Origin of the sequence: Flavobacterium cheonhonense (assembly GCF_035671315.1) — a bacterium.
Taxonomy (GTDB): domain Bacteria; phylum Bacteroidota; class Bacteroidia; order Flavobacteriales; family Flavobacteriaceae; genus Flavobacterium; species Flavobacterium cheonhonense.
Map to the genome: position 1 here is coordinate 17,487 of NZ_JAXAVY010000005.1, position 22,105 is coordinate 39,591.

The window sequence follows — 22,105 nt, forward strand, 5'->3', positions numbered from 1 at the left end:
GGGCTTTTTTTGTAACTGTAATTTACCGTTTATTTATCGGTTTTGTCTACTACTAAACGTTGCTCTCGGTTGGCAATTTCCCAGGCAATAGCAAAAGCGTATTGCGTTCTTTTGGTGAGCGCGTCGAATTCAATTTTTCCCACTTCATCGCTTGGTTTGTGGTAATCGGCGTGCGTTCCGTTAAAAAGGAAAACCGATGGGATATTGTGTTTGGCAAAGTTGTAATGGTCGGAGCGGTAGTAAAATCGATTCGGATCTTTTTTGTCGTTGTATTTGTAATCAATAGCGAGCTTAATGTATTGTTGGTTCACACTCTCGCAAATGTTGTATAAATCGGTCGATAAATAATCGGAACCGATGACATATACATAATTATTGCTGTCTTTGTGAAAATCATCACGGCGGCCAATCATGTCAATGTTCACATCAGCCACTGTATTTTTTAACGGGAAAAGCGGATTTTCGGAATAGTAACGAGATCCGTGTAAGCCATGTTCTTCACCGGTTACATGTAAAATTAAGATAGATCGTTTCGGACCGTTGCCTTCGTTTTTGGCTTTTTGAAAAGCAGCAGCCATTTCCATTAAAGCTACAGTTCCCGAACCGTCATCGTCGGCTCCGTTATAAATCTCACCGTCTTTAACTCCTACGTGATCGTAATGTGCTGAAATTACAACAATTTCATCCGGTTTTTCAGAACCTTCTATAAAGGCCCAGATGTTCTCTGAGTCGGGTAAGTTTTCGTTTCTTTTGGCATTTAAAAACGCGGCCGGTACTTTTTGGTAGTAATCGTCGGCACCTTTGGGATTCGAAATACCGTTTTTCTTGTAAAAATCGATGATAAACTTGCCGGCTTTCTTTTGGCCTTCGCTGCCTGTTTCCCGTCCTTCGGTTTCATCGGAGGCAATATAGGTAAGGTTGGTGCGCAAACTTTCAGTATTAATTGCAGAGAGATAAGTACTAACATCAGCCAACTTTTTATTGCCGGATTTTGAAGGGCTACAGCTGGTTACTAATGTAAATAGTGCTAATAAGAATAATATTTTTTTTGACATGATTAATGTATGTTAATGAATGAAAAGAAGAAAAGCCCAATCAGGATAAAACTTAAGATGAACATGTTGATGAAGAATATTAAAATACCCTTGATGATGGTCTTGAATCTGCTTTGCTCATAAAAGCGATGATGCGCCGGGAAAAAGTAATACAGCATATAAATAATGATAACTGTATCTGCTATAGTAATAATGGTGTCTAAAAACCAATGATTCCCAAATAATCCTACGAAAAAGTTAATTAATTCCAAGATTAATGACGCAAGCAGCAAAAAGGAAAAATAATGCAAAGTAAAAATACCATGGTCAAAATAGTACCAGCGTTTTTTACTTTGGAACAACCATAATACAAAGGCAAATAAAGGCATATAAATGAACAAAGCCTTTGGGATGTTGTGGATAAATGCTTCGGAGAGTTTGTCGAAAATTTCATCTTTGGTCTTTCCTTTTTTGGCTAACAGTATCTTTTTGTGAAACCAATAGCCAAAATCTCCGAGCTTTTCCTCCGGTTTACCATATTGCTGGATCGAATCTAATTCTTTGATGGAGCGGTATCCGAAGTTCATATAATCGCCGTTTTCATATTCTTGATTTCTTTTGGAAGCTGACAGTTGCAAAGAATCGGCTGTCTGTTTATCAATATGTCCGTCTTGTTCCAACTTTTTAATCCATGCTTCTTTTTGAAGCGTGTCTTTAGCATGCGCAACGGTATCAATAGGAGCTGCAGTGATTTTTTCGGTAGATTTATGGTTGTTGACTTCGTTAACATTAGTCACTTCTTCCCCTGAGCTATCAGGTAGAATTGAGAAAAGAAAGAAGGTCACAAAACTGATAAAAATGTACAATCGAATAGGCGCCAAATAAGACATTCGCTTACCGGAAAGGTATTCTTTAGTCAGGGATGCAGGCTTAAAGATTAAGTTTCGAATAGTTTTCCAAAATGAATTTTCGTAATGGGTTAAATCTTCGAAGAAGTGGACAAATAACTGTACAAATGTTTTTCGGGTATCTGTATTTTCCTGACCGCAGTTTGGACAAAAACGGTTTTCTACCACATGCCTACAGTTCAGGCAGGTTTTATCTTTTCTTAATGGGCTTTTAGACATACTACAGTAATGTGATTGGATACGTAAAACTATTAAAATAATTTCTATTTTTGAGGAACTAAATACAAAACGATGCAATCAAAAGCACTTACACCATCAGACTATATCGCCGAATTGCCGGAAGACCGTAAAAAGGTTATGGAGCAACTCAGAAAAACCATTACGGATAATTTACCTGAGGGTTTTCAAGAAGGAATGGGTTACGGGATGTTGGGTTATGCTGTACCACATTCAATTTACCCAAAAGGCTATCACTGTAATCCCAAAGATCCGCTACCGTTTATGGGATTGGCTTCGCAAAAAAACTTTATCGCATTTTACCATATGGGCGTTTATGCCGATAAAAATTTGTATGATTGGTTTGTGGCTGAATATGGTAAACGTTGCAAATACAAGCTCGATATGGGTAAAAGCTGTGTTCGTTTCAAAAAGATGGAAGATATTCCGTATGACTTGATTGCCGAATTGACTCAGAAAATATCAGTTCAGGATTGGATTGCCCTATATGAATCTGCTTTCAAAAAATAGCAGATGTTTACAATTGTTCCCAACACTGATAACCAATTTACAGCCGTAAGAGCTATTGCTTTCGAAGTTTGGCCTAAAACCTATGGTGCAATTTTAACGGAAGCGCAACTAGCTTACATGCTTGAAATGATGTATAGTGTTGCCGCTCTTCAAGAACAATCTACTCTTAAGCAACATCATTTTGTGCTGATTTATTCTAATGATGAAGCCGTTGGATTTGCTTCTTACGAACACAATGTAAACAATTCCGGCAAAACTAAAATTCACAAAATTTACATTTTATCTTCCCAACAAGGCAAAGGAACCGGTAAAGCTTTGGTAGATTATATTGAACAACAGGCTTTAGCTTTTGGAGATGAGGCTTTGTTTTTAAACGTTAACAAATACAATTCCGCTATTCAATTTTATCAAAAAACAGGCTTTGAGATTGTAAAAGAAGAAGTAATCGATATAGGCAACGGATTTGTAATGGATGATTATGTAATGGGAAAACAACTGTAACTACATGGCATTTTTAAAAAAAATTAACGCGAAAGCAAAAACAGATAGCAATACCGGTTTTGGTGTCAACCCGGGAAGTTACGGAGGTCGTTTTTTGACGAAAAACGGAAACGCCAACATTAAAAGAACCGGGATTGGTTTTTTTGACGGCATTAGTTGGTTTCATACCATGGTTAACATCCCAAGATGGAAATTCATGCTCATTATACTATTGTTTTATTTTGTTGTAAACCTATGTTTTGCAACTGTATATTACTTGATTGGAGTGGAGCATCTTAAAGGAATCAATGCTGAAAATGCTATGGATCAATTTGGTCAAGCTTTTTTTTTCAGCATTCAAACGTATACTACTGTCGGGTATGGTCATATTAGTCCGAGTGGTTTTTTAACCAGTTTTGTGGCTGCCTTTGAGGCTTTGTTTGGCTTGTTGAGTTTTGCCATAGCTACCGGTTTGTTTTATGGGCGATTTAGTATGCCAAAAGCTTTTTTGCGTTTTTCTGAAAATGCCTTGATAGCACCTTATCAATCAGGCACTGCTTTAATGATTAGAATGAGTCCTTATAAAAATACCCATTTAACAGATGCTGAAGCAAAAATGACAGTGGGTTTGACCGTTGAGGAAAATGGTAAAATGGTCAATAAGTTTTATAATCTTGACTTAGAGTTGTCTAAGATTAATGCCTTAACTTTGAGTTGGACTTTGGTACATCCCATTACCGAAAGCAGTCCTTTTTATAATTTATCTAAAGAGGATTATGTTAATATCAAGGGAGAAATAATGGTTTATGTCAAAGTTTTTGATGATCGTTTCAGTACCACGGTTGTTAAACGAACGTCTTATATATTTCAAGAAGTGGTGTATGGTGCCAAGTTTGTCCCGATGTTCTCCAGAAGTCATGATGACAATCATACTTTACTGCACCTTAATAAATTGAATGCTTTTGAAAATGTAGCCATATAAAAAAGTCCCGAACTATATTCGGGACTTTTTTTATTGTATTTCAAAGAAATTTATTCTTTGATGAATTTCTGAGAGTAATCTTTACCGTTACTGTCTCTTAACATCAAGATGTAAGTTCCTTTGGCAAGATGATTAACAGTTACAGTTTGATTAGCCACTTGTGTTTGGTGAACCATTCTTCCGCTTAAATCGTATACTTGAGCCGTAACAAATTCAACAGGATTGGCTGTATTGATTGCAATGTTGATGGTGTTTTTTACAGGGTTTGGATATACTGTAAATACAGAACTTTCAAAAGCATCAATTCCTAAAGTAGCACCTTCCACTGCGCTTAATGGTTGGTTGGCTGTAACGTTGTTGTAAGTGTCAACTATACCGGATGGCCATTTGATAATTACTTGGTTGATTACTGTGGAAGTTCCAAGGCCGAAGTGTGCATTTAATGAACTCATATAACGGAAACCTTCACCACTACGGATATCTCTGATTTGTTTGCCCCATGGGCCATAAATTTCAACGCGAGCACCAATACCGTTTCTGTTGCTTTGAATACCTTGTAAGGTTACTTTCAGCCAGTTGTTGCCATTAGGCACACCGTAACGAATAGTAGAACCGTTTTGAATGTCTAAGAAACCGTCGTTATTCAAATCGCCAACGGCACCAACACTAATAGCGTTGTAGCCTACAGGAGTGAAAGAGTTGTTTCCTTGGTTGAACATGATTTTGTTACCACCGCCTAAAACATCAACTTTACCATCGTTGTCAAAATCGTAAGCAATATTGTCAATGTTTGTTGCTGTATTGGTATCCCAACCTGAACCGGCTGTGATATTAGTAAAGGCAACTGTATTGGTGTCTTTGTTGTTTCTGAAGAATTTATGAGTTCCTGCACTTGCCGTGATGATTACGTCCATATCGTCATCGTTATCAAAATCAGCAATAGCTGAAGACCAGGTTTGAATAGGCGTAACATTAATCCCGGCTTGGGCAGAGATGTCTGTGAAAACTCCATTACCGTCATTTCTGTGTAGTTCACAAGGAGGTCCTGAACATTTGGAAATAAACATATCTAAATCACCGTCATTATCGAAATCTGTCCATAATGAAGCATAGTTACCACCACTGGCAGTAACACCTAACATATAAGCACCCGAAGTACCTGATTGGTAGTAATTCATATTAGCACTTCCATCGTTCATGTAGTACACATTTGGAGCAATATCATGACAAGAGAAAGCATCTAAATGACCGTCGTTGTTGATGTCAACAAAGTTAGTTCTTTGACAGAAAATGTAATCTGAAGGGTTGATGTTGGTATAAGAAGTACCATTGTTGGCAGATCTCCAAAATGTTAATCCTGATCCGCTTCCTAATAGTAAGTCATTGTATCCGTCTTTGTTGTAATCTCCGGCAGCCATACTCCAAGACGGCATATCGCTGGTTCCTGTAATTGGGAAATCAGTAACTGTGAATGTACCCGGAGTGTTTCCTTGGAAATGAACTCTTAAGTTATTCCCACTTACGCCTACAATATCATCTTTATAGTCGCCATTCATATCTACAATACAGATGTTATAGCTACTGTTGATAGTTGAAACAGTTTGGTTGTTATAAGTAATCGGTATTACGATTGGCGTTTCATTGATTTGGAAATCAAATCCGTTAGCACTCCATTTATTGTCCCAAACAATGTAATAAGTAGTACCTGCAGAAGCAATAAAGGAATAAGTTGATAAATATGAATTGGTATTTCCGAAATTACAAGCTAAAACACCTGAATTGTCATCACTTCCAACACAAGTTAAACCTGAGGTACAGTTTCCGGAATATACACTTACGTTAGTATCCTTGCATAGGTTAACAGCTAAATCAGAGGTAATAGTCACGTTAGCATTTACAGCTGGTGTATAAGAATACCATTTGGATAAAGTTGCTGTAGAACAACTGGTGTTGATATTGGTTTGATCAATAGCAGCAACAGTGGTAGTTCCTGCGCTAACTGCAACGGCTCCATTACATGGATTGTATCCGGCTGGGATTTCACTTACCTGAAAGTTGAATCCGGTTGATTCATAACGGTTGTCCCAAACGATATAATAAGTTTGACCCGCGACAGCATTAAAAGTAGCTTTAGATAAATACGAATTAGTATTTCCTGAATTACAAGCTAAAACACCGGAGTCGTCATCTGCCACAACGCAAGTCATTGTGGTACAATTACCTGTGTAGATTCTTACCCTCGTGTCTCTACATAAATTTTCTTGTAAATCTGCTGATACTGTAACGGTGTAGTTTTGAGTTGGTGTGTAAGCATACCACTCAACTGCTGTTACATTTGCATTCGTGTAATTACAAGTTGTCGCCGGTAAACCGGTACCATCTATGGTACTAATAGTAAAAGTTCCTGCAGCTGTGATTGGTATTGCCGTTGCACAAGTATTTTGTGCAAAAGTTAAACTGCTCACCGCTAACAAAAAAAATAAAAATGTAATTTTCTTCATGTTTCTAGTTATAAGGTTGGTTTTAATATTATGGACAGTTTTGTAGTGAATTAATCCACTCTTCAATTAAGGCAACACCTTCGTCATGTATTAAAGATCGGCCGTGTAATGGCATCATATAGCTTTCATTAGTGGTGTTAATTCTGAAGAACAGCATCGATTGCGAAGGTTTACTTGGTGTTATCAAGTTGCTCAATTCAGGGTCAAAGTCTTGCATGTCAACAGTAGGCACACAAACCCCCATGTTACTGTGACCATTAACACCACCTGTTTCTGTAAAGCTCAATCGAAGCGGTCTGTAATCACAATGACCTGTTTCTTTGTGGCAGTGGGCACAGTTGATGTCGAAATAAGAACGAACCCTTTTTTCCAAAGGTTGTGTAGCATCACTGTAATTTATGGTAGTATGTTCCGGAGTAGGGAATGCAAAATTGTTTTCCAAATATCCTTGTTCAATCCACTTGGTTAATTGGTTTTTGGTTTCATTACCGTAGTTGTAATTGAAGTTTAAATTTTGTGGTTTGATACCAATCGGAATGAAAGTAGTCACTTCTTGTCCGCCAACATCTTGTTTGTATTTATGACAAACTATACACTGCGCTTCGGAAGGAATTCTGTAGTTTACATTGCGAACCACGTTATTGTCATCTTTAAAAGTAAGCTGTTTGTAGCTTCCGTTCAAGTCTAAATAGGCTTCTGTTTGATCGTCATTCCATACATAATCCGCAAAAATCCATCCGTCAACTTTGCGAATCATAATTCGTGTTTCGATGATTAAAGGTGTATCAGTAGGTTGGATTTTATCGTAGTAGAAATTTTTAATGATGGCTGCCCCAACCGGTAATTCTAAAATTTTATCATCACCATTGAAGGTAGCTTTTGTACCTTCCGGCATCCAAACAAAACGTTTCTTGTGCGCATAATCACTGAATAAAATGCTGGCAGGCTCATAAGGAATTACATTTAAGGAAGGCGTTAGGTTTTTTAAATCACCTTCAAAAAAATGATAATCGGATAATTTAGGATAAGGAACCTGGGTTAAATCAACAACTACAGGTGAAACCGGCGTGTAACTCTCTTCGTCGTCGTTGTCAGAACAAGAAGAGAAAATGGTGAGTGTAAAGACTAAAAGCAGCGCTTGTAAGTAATTCTTTTTCATATGATTTTTAAAATGCTGACCAAATATAATAATATTTTGGTAACAATCTAAAAATTAACAAATTTCCCTATGTTAAGTTCGAAATTTTTATGAAAAAAATGCGTTTTGTGTTTTTTTGTGCAGAATAATGGATTTTATTCAGAATCCTTATTGGCGCGCTGTAGTATGTTCTCCGGTAAGGCTTTTTTGGCTTTGGCACCCATCTTTTTCAACTTTTCAACGCTGTTAATTAAGTTTCCTTTACCGTCAAAAAGTTTGTTCATGGCATTGCCGTATTCTGCTTTTGCTTCATCCATTTTTTTACCAATTTTTACTAAATCGGATACAAAGCCTTCAAATTTATCATATAAAGCACCGGCTTGACGTGCAATTTCCACTGCATTTTCCTGTTGTTTTTGGTTGGTCCACATGCTGTCTATGGTTCGCAAGGTAGCCAACAGAGTGGAAGGCGTTACGATTACTATGTTTTTTTCAAAAGCTTTATTGTACAAGCTGGTATCTTCGTTTAAAGCCAAGGCAAAAGCCGATTCAATCGGGATGAAAAGCAAAACGAAATCCGGACTTTCCATTTGGTACAAATCGTGATAATTTTTTTCACTTAGTTGATCCACGTGTCGTTTGATGGCGATGAGGTGTTCTTTAAGAAATTGCACTTTTTCAGTCTCATCTTCAGCGTTGATATATCGTTCATAAGCGGTTAAGGTTACTTTCGAATCGACTATCATTTTCTTGCCATCGGGCAAATTAATCACTACGTCAGGAAACAAACGATTGCCTTCTTCGGTTACAAAACTTTGCTGTACTTCGTATTCTCGCTCTTTTTCCAGTCCGGATTTTTCTAAAACGCGTTCTAAAACCAATTCGCCCCAATTGCCTTGCATTTTACTGTCGCCTTTAAGTGCTTTGGTCAAGTTTAATGTTTCCTTACTCATTTGTTCGTTCATCTCACGCAAGCCCAAAATTTGTTGGCGTAAAGCGGCGTGATAATCAATACTTTCTTTATGCGTGTCTTCAACTTTCTTTTCGAATAATTGGATTTTATCTTGTAAAGGGGAAAGTATGTTTTTGAGGTTTTCCTTGTTTTGCTCAGTAAATTTAACCGTTTTTTCTTCTAGGATTTTATTCGCCAAATTTTCAAACTCTTTGGTGAATTTTTCCTGAAGTTTTTCCACTTCTTCCTTTTGTTCTTTATGGCGTTCCCAAAGATGATCAAAGTCAGTTTCTTTTTTCGACAATTGAATGGCTAGTGTTTCTTTTTCGGTGCGAATTTTTTCGCGCTCCTGAACAATTTGATTCATTTGGTTTTTGAGTTGCTCTATTTGTTGCAACAAACTGTTTGTCTTTTCTTCTAACGAAGCTTTATCCGATTTGGATTGAGCGGCAAATAGTGTTTTACCCAAGAAAAATCCAATAGCTAGGGCAATAATAAAGGCGATGATTATCATTAGATTATCGTTCATGTCATTCCACAAAATTAAGGTCTAAATATACAGCGTTTTATGAGATAAAGTTATAGTAATTTCAAAATTGTTTCCTAAATTGGCATCGTTTTTGAAAAATGCTTTTTTAGAGAAAACAAACTAATAATAAACCTATTTAAAACCACAGTAAGCTATGATTAAAAAAATTACTTTTTCAGCCTTAATGCTCTTTGCTTCGCTTTCTTTTGCACAATTAGGACCTGTAGGTCATTTGACCATCTTTTCGGAAGACGGCGACAAGTTTACCTTAATCCTTAACGGAGAAGTGATTAATGATGTTCCGCAAACCAATTTGAGAGTGGAAGATTTGAACCAGCCTTATTACAATGCTAAAATCAAGTTTGAAGACAAGTCCTTAATGGATATCTCCAAAAACAATTTGATGTTAACTGATGTTGACGGAATTTTTGCCGATGTGACTTATAAGATTAAGAGAGACAAAAACAACAAAACCAAAATGAAGTTGAATTATTTCTCTTCTATTCCAGTGCGTCCGGATTTTATTCCACCTTCCAACGTACATGTAATTCATTACGGTCAGCCTCGCCCAGTTCAGGTAGTTGCTCCGGTGCAACAACCGGTTAGAGGTGTTACTCAAACAACCACGACTACCACTACTCAAACCGGCGGTACTGCTGTAGGTGTTGGTGTAAATGTAGGTGGTGTTAATATGGGTATTTCTATCAACGACAACATGGGTGGCGGAGCTGTTACTCAAACTACTACTACCACTACCACTGTAGGTGGAGGTCACGTAGTGGAAACAGTTGAACCAGTTAGAGGTTGTAACGGAAGAAGTTGTATGACTGCCGGGAATTTTAATGCAGCTTTAGCCACTATTAAAAAGCAAAGTTTTGAAGACACTCAACTAAAAACAGCCAAACAAGTAATTGCGGCTAACTGTTTGAATGTTGACCAAATTATCCAAATTGCTAATACTTTTAGCTTTGAAGATAACAAATTGGAGTTTGCCAAGTTCGCCTACGATTACTGTATCGAACCAAGAAACTATTTCAAGTTAAATGGCATTTTCTCTTTCAGCAGCAATGTAGATGAGTTGTCTGATTACGTCCAAAGCAGACAATAACAGAAAAATATTTTAATCTGAAGACCATCCTTAGTGATGGTCTTTTTATTTTTGCTCAAATTCTGTCATGAAACACCATCATTTTTTACTCCACAAACCGCATGGTTTTTTAAGCCAATTTGTTTACGAAAAAAAACGGCACAAGAAGCTTTTGGGCGAACTGTATAATTTTCCCGAAGGCACTATGGCTATCGGCCGTTTGGATGAAGATTCGGAAGGCTTACTATTGCTAACCACTGATGGGATGATGAGTGAAATCGTGCGCAGCCAAACCATCGAGAAAGAATATTATGCCCAAGTGGACGGCATTATCACACCGGAAGCAGTAACACAGTTGGAGAACGGAGTTGAAATTGGTTTTAAAGGGATTCGCTATACTACGAAACCATGTCAATCCAAAATTATTACTCAGCTACCCGAATCTATAGGCGAGGGCAGGAGAATACGTGATGAACGCCACGGGCCAACCAGTTGGGTTTCTATTACTTTAACGGAAGGTAAATTCCGTCAAGTACGAAAAATGACAGCAGCGGTTGGATTTCCTACTTTGCGATTGGTCCGAATTCGAGTAGGAAGCCTAACTTTGCAAAACTTAAAAGCAGGAGAAGTACTGCCGGTAAGTCAATTCAATCTTTAAATTGTCTAACAATCTAATCATCTAACAATCTAAATGCTTAACATAGTTTTAGTTGAACCAGAAATCCCCAACAATACCGGTAATATCGGTCGACTGTGCGTGGGAACCGAAAGTCGTTTACACTTAATCAAACCATATGGTTTTGAAATTACTGATAAAAATCTAAAGCGTTCCGGTTTGGATTATTGGGTGCACTTGGATTGGAAGGAATACAATAATGTTGAGGAATGGATTGCCCAAATTCCGGACAAATCAAGAGTGTTTTTAATGAGCTCTCATGCTGCAAAATCGATATATGAAGTTGTCTTTCAAGACGAAGATTGGCTGGTTTTCGGCAAAGAAAGCGTAGGATTAAGTGAGGAAGTTTTAGCCCAATTTGAAAACCACTTGACTATACCGATGTCGAAACTTATTCGCAGTTATAACATCGCTAATTCTGTCGCGTTTGTGGTTGGTGAAGCCAAGCGACAAATCGGTACAAAGTAATCGATTAGGAAATAATAAACTTCCCTTTTTCACCATCAAACGCAATGGATTCATCTTTGAAAAGCGAGCTGAAAACACCTTGCGTAATCAAATTACAAGGTTGGTCTTGGTGAACTTGGTTTTCAGTCATCACTATCATTTGGTCACTGAGTTGAATGGCCAAATCAATGTCGTGTGTAGAAAACAAGATGCACTTATTCGTTTCTGAAGACAGTTTTTTCAGCAATTTAAAGACCGATACTTTGTGAACTAAATCTAAGTGCGTAGTCGGTTCATCTAAAATAATTATTGGCGTATCTTGTGCCAAAGCCCTGGCAATAAGTACAATTTGCAGTTGCCCGTCACTGATTTCGTAATATTTTTTATTAGTCAAATGCTCAAGTTGGGTGAGTGCAATGGCTTGCTTTATTTTTTCGCGATCTGTTTCCGAGAGTTGTCCCAGCCAATTGGTGTAAGGTTGTCTGCCTAAGGCAATCAGTTCATATACAGTTAGGTTGTTTGACGGTAACTTTTCGGTTAAAACCAAACTTAGCTCTTGTGCTATTGCTGTCGTTGGAATATCATGAATGTTTCTTTCATGCAAAAAAACGGAACCCTGTAATGGTTTTTGAATACCTGTAATGGTGCGTAGTAAAGTTGATTTTCCCACGCCGTTCGCACCAACTAAAGAATAGAGTTGCCCCGAAGTTAATTCTAAATTCAAGTTGGAGGCAATGGTGTTGGTTATCCTTTTGGAGTGGTAACCAATACTCAATTCTTGGGTGCTAATGATGTTGGTGTTGGTACTCATTAAGACATACTTTTTTTGCTGACAATTAACCAAACTACTACAGGTGCTCCGATTATAGAGGTTATGGCATTGATGGGTAAGGTAAACTCAAAGCCGGGCATCTGGGAAACGGTATCGCAAACCAACATGATGATAGCCCCGATGAACAATGTACCCGTAAATAAAATTCGGTGGCTACTGGTTTGGAATATTAATTTCGACAAATGTGGTACCGCTAACCCAACAAAGGCAATAGGTCCGGCAAAAGCGGTAATACTTCCGGCTAAAATACTGGTCGCCAAAATCAGTAATAATCGGGCTTTTTTGATATTCAAGCCCATACTTTTAGCATAGTTTTCACCCAACAATAGCGCATCTAATGGTTTTAAGGTGAGTAAACTCAGCAGCAAACCAAATGCGACAGAAACGCTGAGTATCATGATGCTTTCCCACGACAAATTACCGATGCTTCCCATCGACCAAAAAGTGTATTTCTGCAATTGTTCGGCCGAGCTGAAGTAGCTGAAAACACTCACAATAGCGCCGGTAAAACTACTGAACATCAAACCAACGATAAGTATCGACATCGTATCTCGCAATCGTTGAGAAACCACTAAAATCATTAGTAAAACAAACAGACTTCCTAAGCAAGATGCTAAGATGATTCCGTAAGATGACAATAAGAATTCTGAAAAAAATGAAGGCAAAAATCCGGCACCCAACAACACAAAAGCCACGCCCAAACTCGAACCCGAACTCAAACCCAATACATACGGTCCGGCCATTGGATTTCGGAAAAACGTTTGCATCAATAAACCGCTGACAGACAATCCCATGCCAACTAAAATTGCGGCAATGGCTTTGGGTAATCTGAAATTCATTATGATGTATTCCCAAGTTTCTTTTTCGGCTTGGCTGCCCAACAAACTTTTAAAGACTTCTTTCATCGGAATAGCGACTTGTCCCATGGAGATATTCAGAAGCAATGTCAGTAACATCGTTAAAGACAAAAGGGAAAAGAGTAATGTATTTCGACTTCGATTGTTCAAATTATTGTAATTTCTGGAAAAAATAAGGCTTGTAGCTTTTTAGGAGTTCCGGATGTAAAATTGCAACGATGTCTTTTAAAACAATATCCGGTCGGTTAGGCGCTAATTCATAATATACGATGCCACCGGTTTTACCTTTTCTACCGCTAAACGAATATACATTTTTATTTTGGAATGCTTTAAACTGACTGTAATGAGGATTGGCGGAAGTCATTTCTCGCAATGAAGAAAATTGTCCCGAGGTTATCCAAATTTCGGCATTTTTGGCTTTTTCCAATACGGTTTCAAATGAGAGCGATAAGCTACCGGTTCCTGAGGTTTCAGCCCATAAGTACTGACCTTTAGCTTCTTTCAACAGCAAACTTCCCCAGCTGTTGCCTTTGGGTAAATACCAACGGTCTTCAAACATGTCTCCGGCCAATATGGTTGGTGTTTCTTTGGCGTTTTGGGCAATTCGGATGGTTTTTAAATACTCTTTTTCTATTTTGCTGAAGATTTGCTCAGCCTTTTTTTGCTGTCCGTATAAAGCACCGAAAAACTTGATCCATTCGGCTTTACCCAAAGGAGTTTCTTCATTCCAATCGCCATTCAGCAGTACTTTTAAACCGCTTTTTTGCAAATTATCCAAGGTTGGATTGTTGTTGTCGATGCCGTAACCAATGATCACATCGGGTTGTAAATTGAGCAGTACTTCAGTGTTTAAATTTTGATTCATCCCCAATTCTTTCACTTTTCCGGCTTCAATTCGAGCTCTGACTTTTTCTGAAGAAATGTAATCAAGATTTGGGAAACCGACCAAGGTTTTTTCCTTTTCCAACATTTCCAACGATGGAATATGTGTAGTTGAGGTTACCACGATACTTTTTATCGGAACAGCAATAATTGGGTTTTGTTTAAGGCTGTCCGGGACTATACCGTTTTTTTCTTTTAAGACATAAGTATAGGTTTTAGTCGCATTAGGCCATGGATTTCGAACCGTTAGTACGGTAAAACCTTCATAATTTTGAATCGAAAAACCTTTGGCGTGGCGAATGGTATTTTGGGAATCGATTTGCTCAACAGTTACAATTTCTTTTTTGCATTGTGCGAATAGGATACTTAGCGCCAAAACGAACAACAGTCGAAAATAAGTTTTCATTCAATTATTTTTTGCAAAAATAGAAGATTGTTACCGAATATTTTGACTCTTGTAACATTTGATGCCAAACCAAAGTTTTTATCTGTGTAATTTTACATAAAAATAAAACCATGAGAGACGATTCAAATACCTTTATGTACCTCGTTGGCGGAATTATCCTATTGCATTTTTTGATTGGCTTCATTTGGTTGATTGTCAAGTTTTCTAAGAAAAAAGACGAATAAATTCGGCTTGTTGGGATTAAATTACATTATTTCTACTACATTTGCAGCCGAATTATGGTTGCGCATTTTGAAATTCAAAATCGCATTAAAAGGGAATCGGGTGATTGATTAAGTAAGATGAACAATTGAAGATGGCAGAGCTCTAATCTGAAATCAGCAATAGAAAATCAACAATCAAAAATCCCGAGCTGTTCCCGCAACTGTAAGCTATCAAGCTTGTTGTTATCTGCAACACCACTGTTCATGTTGTTTGATTTTAAATATCAAAAATTTAATATCTAATATTCAGGACGGGAAGGTCAACAACAAGACGCAAGCCAGGAGACCTGCCTAATTCATTGAGTAACAAACTTTCGGGAAAAAAGGTTTGGGTATGGGTAAATTCTATGCTTTTCTCCCAAGATTAGTAATTCAGTAAAATTAAAAATTAGTTTTCGGGCTTTTCTGAGTTTTCAGTCTTGCAGTAAATGATGGTTTGATTTTATTGAGAGTGTTTAATTTAAAATGAAAAAAAACAGTACAACCAGTGCATTCTTCGCATTGGTCGCAACTTGTGCTTGGGCGCAAGAACAGGATTCGGTAAAAGTGAATCCTTTGAAAGAAGTGGTCATTTCTGATACCAAATTTGCACAACGCAAAGAAAAATCGGGAAAAATCATTGAAGTCATTTCGGCTAAAGACTTAGCGCAAAAAACGGGTCAAAGTTTGGCCACCGTTTTGTCGCAAGTTACCGGAGTAGAAATCAATGGTAACCAATCGGCCAACGGTAAAAACCTCGGCTACTATATTCGCGGTGGTAAAAACCGACAAGTTTTAATTTTAATTGATGGTATTCCGGTGACTGACGCTTCAGGCATTAGTTTAGAATACGATTTGCGTTTGCTTCCGGTAGAGCAGGTGGAAAGCATCGAAGTAATGAAAGGCGCTGCCAGTACTTTGTATGGAACCGGAGCAGCAACCGGAGTAATCAATATTACTTTGAAAAAAGGGTCGAAAAAAGAAATTGAAGGCAACGCTTATCTGAACATAGGTTCCAACAATACTTCGAACAATAAAAAATACAACGGTCAGGATTTTAACCAAGGTATTTCGGTAAACGGCAACTACAAGAAAGTGAATTATTTTGCAGGAATCAATAGTACGGAAACCGCAAACATGTCGCAAATAGCGTCGCCTAATGAAGCGTTTACCTATGAAGATGATCGATTTTCCCGTCAGAATGCCATCGCTAAATTCGGCTTCAAAGCAACAGAGAAATTAAGCCTAAACTTTTTTGGGAATTACGACCGATTGAAAAACGGTTACGACTTAACGTTCGATAATACCGGTTTTAACGATACGGCTATCAACACGACGACTTCGGAGCAAGTGCGTTTTGGCTTTTCGCCTAAATACCAATACCGCAAAGGCGAATTTATCCTGAATTCAGGTTTCAACAAAATTGTACGCGATTACACAGAGTTCAATAGCTTTTCGGGTACTACGGATTATTCGGTTTACGAATCCAGAAATGTGGTGCTTGACGGAGTGAACAAGTACAATATCAACAAAGAATTTGCAGTGATTTTGGGTGTGAATTACCAATTCAATGATATGCTGAGCGAAACGCCTTTTGGGAATATCGAGAATCAATCAACTAAATTCAATATCATCGACGGCTATTCCACTTTGGTGTATCATTTTGATTTCGGTTTAAATCTTAATGCCGGTGGTCGATTGAACAACCACAGTGCTTACGGCAATAATTTTGTGTATAATTTTAATCCGTCTTACAATTTCAAAACGGCTTTTCCCTTGAAGTTAGTGGCTTCTTACAGCACGGCTTATATTACGCCAAGTTTGTACCAATTGTATTCTGAATATGGAAATGCCAACGTAACCCCGGAGAAAAATGCTACTGCTGAAGTAGGTTTTGAAACCCAATTGTTATCCGGCAAATTAAAATGGGATGCGGTAGCGTTTTATCGTGATCAAACCAATTCCATCGACTTCTTTTACAATCCTACAACCTTTGAATCGTACTATGTAAATATTAACGGAACCAACAAAGCCAAAGGCGTTGAGACGGAAATGACTTATGAATTGACCGCGAAAATCTCGCTGAATGCGAATTACACTTTTACGCAAGTGGATAAGGCTTTAGACCGATTGATTCCGAAACACAAAGCCAATGCGAGTTTGAATTATCAGCCCAACAGTAGAACTTTGTTCAATGTGAACTACCAATATTTTGACGCCCGAAAAGATGTTTTTTTTGATGGCAATACCTTTGGCGTAACTGGTGTAGTATTGGACTCATATCAGTTGGTAAATTGCTTAGCCAAATACGAACTGGTGAAAGGGCGACTGAGCATTTTTGCCACAGCAACCAATATTTTTAACGAAACTTTTGTCGAAAATATCGGCTATGCTACTCGTGGTCGAAACTTTAAAGTAGGTTTGAACTTTGTTTTGTAATACAGTAAAAGGTCAAACATTTTGTTGAAAAAAAGGCTAACTTTAAGGTTAGCCTTTTTTGTTTTATTTAGTTGCGCTCAATGTACATTTCAGTTCTTAATGGCGATAGGGATTTGAGATCAGCAAAATTGCGTTGCAGGTTGCTTGGTCTTGACGGAGTTGGTCGGCCGCTGCCAATAATTTGGTTGATGGCGGCATTGAGCAAAGGTTCGCTAGGGTTACCCAAAATGCCCAAATCATCCATACTTTCCGGTAAAGGCGTAGTAGGAGCAATTCCTGAAGTATAATCGCCAAAACCATTTTTATCTACTATTTTTAACACTATAGGTTGCATGGCATATTTATGACGCGGATTTACATTTTGTTTGGCAAAGGTTGGCGAATCATACAAAGTAATCGAACCCACATTTTTTCCGGTAGTGGTGGTGCCGATTTGTACTACCGTAATATAAGGTTTCAAGCAATTGATTACCAATTCACTAGCCGAAGCTGTGGCGTTCGTAGTTAACACATATACTTTGTTTAGGTTCAAACTGTTGAGGTTGCCTACAAATCGATTCTCTAAACTTGAAGGGCTGTTACTTTCATAATAGCTTTGGGCTTTGGCATTCCATTGTTGTTTGGCAAAAAGTTGTCCGGTAAATTGTCCGGTAATCATACTGGCTAATTTGGTGGCTGTGCTGATAGAACCACCCGAGTTGTAACGCAAATCCAAAACCAAATCGGTTACATTTTGCGTTTGGAAACTGCCAAAAACGCTATTCAATTGGTTATCGTAAGTTGAATAAAAACCGTTGTACATTAAATAGCCAATCTTGTGAGAACCGTTCGTAATAACGGTGTTTAATAAAATCGGATTTTCTGCTAAAGCGGTTTTGGTAAGCGAAACCGTTTGTCCGTTTGGCGTAATATTACCACCATCGTAATCGGCTAAATTGATGGTGTAAGTGTCGTTAGCTAATAAAGAACGGTAATTGTCAACTGTGAGCGGCGTTCCGTTGATGGCATAAAAAATCGTACCGCGTTGTATCGGTTTGGTAGCCGCATCAGAATTTGGAATGATGTAACGAACCCAACCATAAATATCGGTATTACTACCGGTTTTATAGCGCAGGGCGAAATCCATTCCGTTGTTCAGTGTATTTCCGGAAAGTACGCCTTCTAACACCGAATAATCACTGTAAATAACACTAAATCGGTCGATAGAAGTATCTACTCTCAAAGCATTGAACAAAGTTGTAGGTTCGTCAAAACCTTCCAAAAAAGTATTCAATTGACGCTGATTGGCAAAACGGTCATCCGCCAAATCGGGTACATCACCTTGCCACAAATAATATAAATTCATCCCTTTCCATACAAAATCTTTGACCTCTAAACTTGCCGGGACGGGATTGTCATCATTGTCTGTGCAACTGAAAGTAAAGGTCAGTAAACACAGATACAATGCGGTTTTAAATAAGTTTTTCATAGCAGTTCTTTATTTAATAAACGTAAATTTAATAAGTTTAGATTAATTATTTGTATTTTGTTTGTAACAAAAAAAATCATGGTTCGTCTTGCTTGTATAACCGTTAACCAAATGTTGTTTTAATGAACCAAAAAGAGTTTATGCAATTGGTAAATCCTTTTAAGGATAAAGTCTTTCGAATGGCGAAGCGATTGCTGGTCAGTACGGAAGAAGCCGAGGATGCAACTCAGGAAGTTTTGGTGAAGCTCTGGTACAAGAACGACAATTTAGACGAGTATAAAAGTATAGAAGCGGTGGCCATGACGATGACGAAAAACTACTGTTTGGATCAGTTAAAGTCGAAACGCGCCGGGAACATGCGCATAGTGCACAACAATTTTACGGACAGAGAAGCCGGTTTGCAAAAGCAAGTTGAAGACAAAGATACTTGGCAATGGGTAGAAAGAATTATGAACGACTTACCGGAACAGCAAAAGTTAATTGTACAAATGCGTGATATTGAAGAAATGGAATTTGAAGAAATCAGCGCTATTTTGGGTATGAACGAATCGGCCGTGAGAACCGCTTTGTCCAGAGCCAGAAAAGCCATCAGAGAAACAATGACAAAAACCCATCATTATGGCATTGGATAACATAGAAAAATTAATAGAGAAATACTTTGATGCAACCACCACTTTGGCAGAGGAAAAAGAATTAAAGGCCTATTTTTCCTCCGATAATGTTGCTCCGCCTTTAGAGCAATATAAGCCTATATTTGGTTACATGGCACAAGCAAAACACGAACAATTCACAGGAACCATTCCTTTAAAAGCTAAAAAAAGGCATACTGTACTTTGGATCTCTGTGGCAGCATCTGTGGTTGTTTTATTGGGCGTAGGTTTTTTTACTTTCAATCATTATAACCAACCTGTATCAGAAGATTTCGGGACTTATGATGATCCGGAGGTAGCTTTCAGAGAAACGCAGAAAGCGCTGGAAATGATCTCGCAAAGTGTAAACGAAGGTATCGAAAGTATGGACTATTTAAGTGAATACGAACAATCAAAAAACATCATTTTTAAATAAAAAAAAATCAAGAAATCATGAAAAAAATATTTTTAAGTCTGTTAATTCTAGTAGTAACCAATGTTGCTTTTGGTCAAAGTGTCTTTGATAAATTTGAAGACCAAGAGAAAATCAGAACGGTTATCGTAAACAAAAAAATGTTTTCGCTTTTGAGTAAAATGAAAGTCGAAGACAAAGAAACACAGCAATATGTGAATTTGATCAAAAAGCTGGAGAATCTTAAAGTTTTTGCGACTCAAAGCGATAGCAAAGCCGAGGAAATGAAAGCTACTGCGGAGAAATACTTGAAAACTGCCGGAATGGAAGAGTTAATGCGCATTACCGATAAAGGAAAGAGCGTGAAGATTTATGTGAAATCAGGTGCTACCGATTCTCAAATCAAGGAGTTGTTGATGTTTGTTGACGGCAGCGGCACTGAAGAAACCGTATTGATGTCGTTAACAGGGAACTTCGATTTGGACGAGCTTTCAGTGCTTACCGAGAAAATGAAATTACCCGGAGGAGAAGATTTAAAGAAAGCTTCTAAAGGCAGTAAAGGACCGAAAGGCGGCAAATAGTATAGTTATGAAAATTACCATTTTTACGGCTGTATTATTTTCATTACTGTTGCTAAGTTGCAGTAACGAGCCGAGTATTCAGAAGTATTTTGTAGAAAATTCAGGAAAGAAAGATTTTATAGCGTTGGATATTTCTCCAAGTATTATCAATATTGATAAATCCAAGTTGACTCCGGAACAGCAAACGGCTTTGAATTCTTTTGAGAAGATGAACGTTTTAATTTTTAAATCGAATGGAAAAAACGAAACGCAATACCAATCAGAAACCCAAAAAGTAGGCGACATCCTTAAAGATGAGACTTACCAAGAATTGATGAAAATCGGTTCCGGAAAAGACGGTGCTTCTGTAAGTTTTGTGGGTGATGAAAACGACATCGACGAGTTTATTTTTTTTGCCAAAAACCAAGACAACGGATTTGCTGTAGTCAGAATTTTGGGCAACGATATGAATCCGAATAACATTATGAACATGATTGGTATTTTACAAATTGCCAACGTTGATATGGAGCAATTAAAACCACTTCAAGGTTTGTTAAAATAAATTTCCCTCAAAAAAAATCCCGATACTGTCGGGATTTTTTTTAATTCTTGAAATATTTAAAAGGAACAATCAGCATTCCGAAGCATTCGCCATCTTCTTTGCCGATGTGTTTATGGTGCATTTTGTGCGCTCTTCTAACGGCTTTCGCATAACGATTGTTTGCATTTCGGAACAGTTTAAATCGTTGATGGATGAAAATATCATGCACCATAAAATAAGCCAATCCGTAAGCAAAAATGCCCAATCCTATAGCTAATCCAATCTCCAAAATATTGTTTTGCCACAATAAAAAGAATCCAACGCTAACTACCGCGTAAAAAATAAAAAAGGCGTCATTGCGTTCAAACCAAGAGTCGTGGTCTTTTTTGTGGTGATCCGCATGAAGGTTCCACAAAAAGCCGTGCATAATGTACTTATGACTAAACCAAGCCATAAACTCCATTCCGCAAAAGGTAATTAAAAAAACAACTATATGTAGTAACATAATTTTAGATTAAATTTAAACGATAATTCACATAACACTTTGCTAGTAAACCAATTTTCTCGTAATCCGGCACTCTGATTCGGGTATTTTTGATTTCCATAGAAGGTGTCTTTTTTAATTTAGACAACAACTTTTTATAGTACACAAAAGCCGTGTAAACTCCGAATTTGGCTTCCAAAGGCAGTTTTAAAATGCCTTCAAAACCTACTTGAAAATCAGCTTCAATTTCTTTGATAATTTCGTTTTTCGATTGTTCATCTAAACGAGATAAATCGGTGTTAGGGAAATAGGTTCTGCTCAAATCTTCAAAATCAGCTTTCAAGTCACGTAAGAAATTCACTTTCTGAAACGCCGATCCCAATCGCATGGCTGAATGTTCTAATTCGGCATATTTTTTATCATCGCCGTTTACAAATACTTTCAAACACATTAAACCTACTACGTCCGCAGAACCGTAAATGTATTCATGGTATTCATCATAGGTTTGGTATTCTTTTTTGTGCAAATCCATCTTCATGCTTTTCATGAAGGCCGCAATCAAACTGTTCGGTATTTGATATTTGTTTACTGTGTGCTGAAAAGAATTTAAAATCGGATTCAAGCTGATTTTATGTTCTAAAGCCTCGGCTAAATCTTTTTCAAATCGCTCAAATAATAGTTCTTTATTGTAATCGTGAAAAGTATCCACAATTTCATCCGCAAAGCGCACAAACCCATAGATGTTGTAAATGTCTTGACGAATGCTTGGTGCTAACATTTTTACGGCAGCAGAAAATGAAGTACTGTAAGACTTCGTTACATTTTTGCTGCAATCAAATGATACGGTGTCAAAGATTGATTTCATAGCATGG

Annotated in this window: 22 protein-coding genes and 1 riboswitch; of the genes, 11 read left to right on the top strand and 11 right to left on the bottom strand. The window is 37.7% G+C overall.

Translation table 11 applies throughout. The features are described from left to right. Positions 1 to 29 precede the first annotated feature (29 nt). Together SK086_RS10975 and SK086_RS10980 are read right to left on the bottom strand one after the other, a co-directional pair. The gene (locus tag SK086_RS10975; RefSeq protein WP_324691658.1) at positions 30 to 1,055 is read right to left on the bottom strand and encodes a M28 family metallopeptidase; all 1,026 of its coding nucleotides are present in this window, start codon (positions 1,053 to 1,055) and stop codon (positions 30 to 32) included. Positions 1,056 to 1,057: 2 nt separating this feature from the next. Continuing rightward, positions 1,058 to 2,161 carry a DUF3667 domain-containing protein gene (locus SK086_RS10980; protein WP_324691660.1) on the bottom strand — a complete coding sequence of 368 codons (1,104 nt, stop codon included), beginning with the start codon at positions 2,159 to 2,161 and terminating at the stop codon, positions 1,058 to 1,060. Between the two features lie 72 nt (positions 2,162 to 2,233). Here SK086_RS10980 and SK086_RS10985 point away from each other — a divergent pair, with 72 nt between their 5' ends. The 3 genes from SK086_RS10985 to SK086_RS10995 are packed head-to-tail and all read left to right on the top strand — an operon-like array spanning position 2,234 to position 4,151. After that, positions 2,234 to 2,689, top strand: coding sequence for a DUF1801 domain-containing protein (locus tag SK086_RS10985; protein ID WP_324691661.1), 456 nt, complete (start codon positions 2,234 to 2,236; stop codon positions 2,687 to 2,689). Between the two features lie 3 nt (positions 2,690 to 2,692). After that, positions 2,693 to 3,190 (top strand): GNAT family N-acetyltransferase, encoded by a 498-nt coding sequence (locus SK086_RS10990; RefSeq protein ID WP_324691662.1) that lies wholly within the window; start codon positions 2,693 to 2,695, stop codon positions 3,188 to 3,190. Positions 3,191 to 3,194: 4 nt separating this feature from the next. Next, entirely contained in the window at positions 3,195 to 4,151 is a 957-nt protein-coding gene (locus SK086_RS10995) for an ion channel (RefSeq protein WP_324691663.1), read from the top strand. A 50-nt stretch (positions 4,152 to 4,201) separates the two neighbouring features. Here SK086_RS10995 and SK086_RS11000 read toward each other — a convergent pair whose 3' ends face one another. The 3 genes from SK086_RS11000 to rmuC all read right to left on the bottom strand — a co-directional run bounded on the left by SK086_RS11000 (position 4,202) and on the right by rmuC (position 9,271). After that, a complete protein-coding gene (locus tag SK086_RS11000; RefSeq protein ID WP_324691664.1) occupies positions 4,202 to 6,652 on the bottom strand; it encodes an FG-GAP-like repeat-containing protein in 2,451 nt (816 codons plus the stop codon). 28 nt (positions 6,653 to 6,680) lie between these two features. Beyond that, a complete protein-coding gene (locus tag SK086_RS11005) occupies positions 6,681 to 7,811 on the bottom strand; it encodes a hypothetical protein (RefSeq protein WP_290877185.1) in 1,131 nt (376 codons plus the stop codon). A 134-nt stretch (positions 7,812 to 7,945) separates the two neighbouring features. Continuing rightward, positions 7,946 to 9,271 (bottom strand): DNA recombination protein RmuC, encoded by a 1,326-nt coding sequence (gene rmuC / locus SK086_RS11010; RefSeq protein WP_324691665.1) that lies wholly within the window; start codon positions 9,269 to 9,271, stop codon positions 7,946 to 7,948. A gap of 154 nt (positions 9,272 to 9,425) precedes the next feature. Here rmuC and SK086_RS11015 point away from each other — a divergent pair, with 154 nt between their 5' ends. The 3 genes from SK086_RS11015 to SK086_RS11025 all read left to right on the top strand — a co-directional run bounded on the left by SK086_RS11015 (position 9,426) and on the right by SK086_RS11025 (position 11,502). Continuing rightward, positions 9,426 to 10,379: a DUF4476 domain-containing protein gene (locus SK086_RS11015; protein ID WP_324691666.1), complete on the top strand. Its 954-nt coding sequence runs from the start codon at positions 9,426 to 9,428 to the stop codon at positions 10,377 to 10,379. 67 nt (positions 10,380 to 10,446) lie between these two features. Further along, positions 10,447 to 11,016, top strand: a complete 570-nt coding sequence (locus SK086_RS11020; protein ID WP_324691668.1) for a pseudouridine synthase — start codon at positions 10,447 to 10,449, stop codon at positions 11,014 to 11,016. Positions 11,017 to 11,049: 33 nt separating this feature from the next. Then, the gene (locus tag SK086_RS11025) at positions 11,050 to 11,502 is read left to right on the top strand and encodes a tRNA (cytidine(34)-2'-O)-methyltransferase (protein WP_324691670.1); all 453 of its coding nucleotides are present in this window, start codon (positions 11,050 to 11,052) and stop codon (positions 11,500 to 11,502) included. Positions 11,503 to 11,506: 4 nt separating this feature from the next. On the opposite strand, the gene SK086_RS11030 is transcribed toward SK086_RS11025, so the two are convergent. The 3 genes from SK086_RS11030 to SK086_RS11040 are packed head-to-tail and all read right to left on the bottom strand — an operon-like array spanning position 11,507 to position 14,458. Continuing rightward, a complete protein-coding gene (locus SK086_RS11030; protein WP_290877132.1) occupies positions 11,507 to 12,292 on the bottom strand; it encodes an ABC transporter ATP-binding protein in 786 nt (261 codons plus the stop codon). Next, the gene (locus SK086_RS11035; protein ID WP_324691671.1) at positions 12,292 to 13,320 is read right to left on the bottom strand and encodes an iron ABC transporter permease; all 1,029 of its coding nucleotides are present in this window, start codon (positions 13,318 to 13,320) and stop codon (positions 12,292 to 12,294) included. The genes SK086_RS11030 and SK086_RS11035 overlap by 1 nt, the downstream gene beginning before the upstream one ends. Before the next feature lies 1 nt (position 13,321). Beyond that, positions 13,322 to 14,458, bottom strand: a complete 1,137-nt coding sequence (locus tag SK086_RS11040; RefSeq protein ID WP_324691673.1) for an ABC transporter substrate-binding protein — start codon at positions 14,456 to 14,458, stop codon at positions 13,322 to 13,324. Between the two features lie 262 nt (positions 14,459 to 14,720). Continuing rightward, positions 14,721 to 15,029: riboswitch (cobalamin riboswitch) on the top strand. A gap of 157 nt (positions 15,030 to 15,186) precedes the next feature. Between SK086_RS11040 and SK086_RS11045 the strand changes: the two genes are divergently transcribed. Further along, entirely contained in the window at positions 15,187 to 17,139 is a 1,953-nt protein-coding gene (locus SK086_RS11045; RefSeq protein ID WP_324691675.1) for a TonB-dependent receptor plug domain-containing protein, read from the top strand. 67 nt (positions 17,140 to 17,206) lie between these two features. Here the strand turns inward: SK086_RS11045 and SK086_RS11050 are convergent, their stop codons facing one another. After that, on the bottom strand, positions 17,207 to 18,607 hold the full coding sequence (locus SK086_RS11050; RefSeq protein ID WP_324691676.1) for a S41 family peptidase: 1,401 nt from the start codon (positions 18,605 to 18,607) through the stop codon (positions 17,207 to 17,209). A 122-nt stretch (positions 18,608 to 18,729) separates the two neighbouring features. Here SK086_RS11050 and SK086_RS11055 point away from each other — a divergent pair, with 122 nt between their 5' ends. The 4 genes from SK086_RS11055 to SK086_RS11070 are packed head-to-tail and all read left to right on the top strand — an operon-like array spanning position 18,730 to position 20,770. Further along, positions 18,730 to 19,239 (top strand): RNA polymerase sigma factor, encoded by a 510-nt coding sequence (locus SK086_RS11055; RefSeq protein WP_290874532.1) that lies wholly within the window; start codon positions 18,730 to 18,732, stop codon positions 19,237 to 19,239. After that, positions 19,226 to 19,672, top strand: a complete 447-nt coding sequence (locus tag SK086_RS11060; protein WP_290874529.1) for a hypothetical protein — start codon at positions 19,226 to 19,228, stop codon at positions 19,670 to 19,672. Before SK086_RS11055 ends, SK086_RS11060 begins: the two co-directional genes overlap by 14 nt. 17 nt (positions 19,673 to 19,689) lie before the next feature. Further along, positions 19,690 to 20,229 (top strand): DUF4252 domain-containing protein, encoded by a 540-nt coding sequence (locus tag SK086_RS11065; protein WP_290874527.1) that lies wholly within the window; start codon positions 19,690 to 19,692, stop codon positions 20,227 to 20,229. 7 nt (positions 20,230 to 20,236) lie between these two features. Further along, positions 20,237 to 20,770 (top strand): DUF4252 domain-containing protein, encoded by a 534-nt coding sequence (locus SK086_RS11070; protein WP_324691678.1) that lies wholly within the window; start codon positions 20,237 to 20,239, stop codon positions 20,768 to 20,770. 40 nt (positions 20,771 to 20,810) lie between these two features. Here SK086_RS11070 and SK086_RS11075 read toward each other — a convergent pair whose 3' ends face one another. Both SK086_RS11075 and SK086_RS11080 read right to left on the bottom strand, forming a co-directional pair. After that, positions 20,811 to 21,254 (bottom strand): sterol desaturase family protein, encoded by a 444-nt coding sequence (locus tag SK086_RS11075; RefSeq protein ID WP_290874521.1) that lies wholly within the window; start codon positions 21,252 to 21,254, stop codon positions 20,811 to 20,813. Positions 21,255 to 21,258: 4 nt separating this feature from the next. Further along, complete coding sequence (locus SK086_RS11080; protein ID WP_290874518.1) at positions 21,259 to 22,098, bottom strand: phytoene/squalene synthase family protein; 840 nt, start codon at positions 22,096 to 22,098, stop codon at positions 21,259 to 21,261. Positions 22,099 to 22,105: the final 7 nt, after the last annotated feature.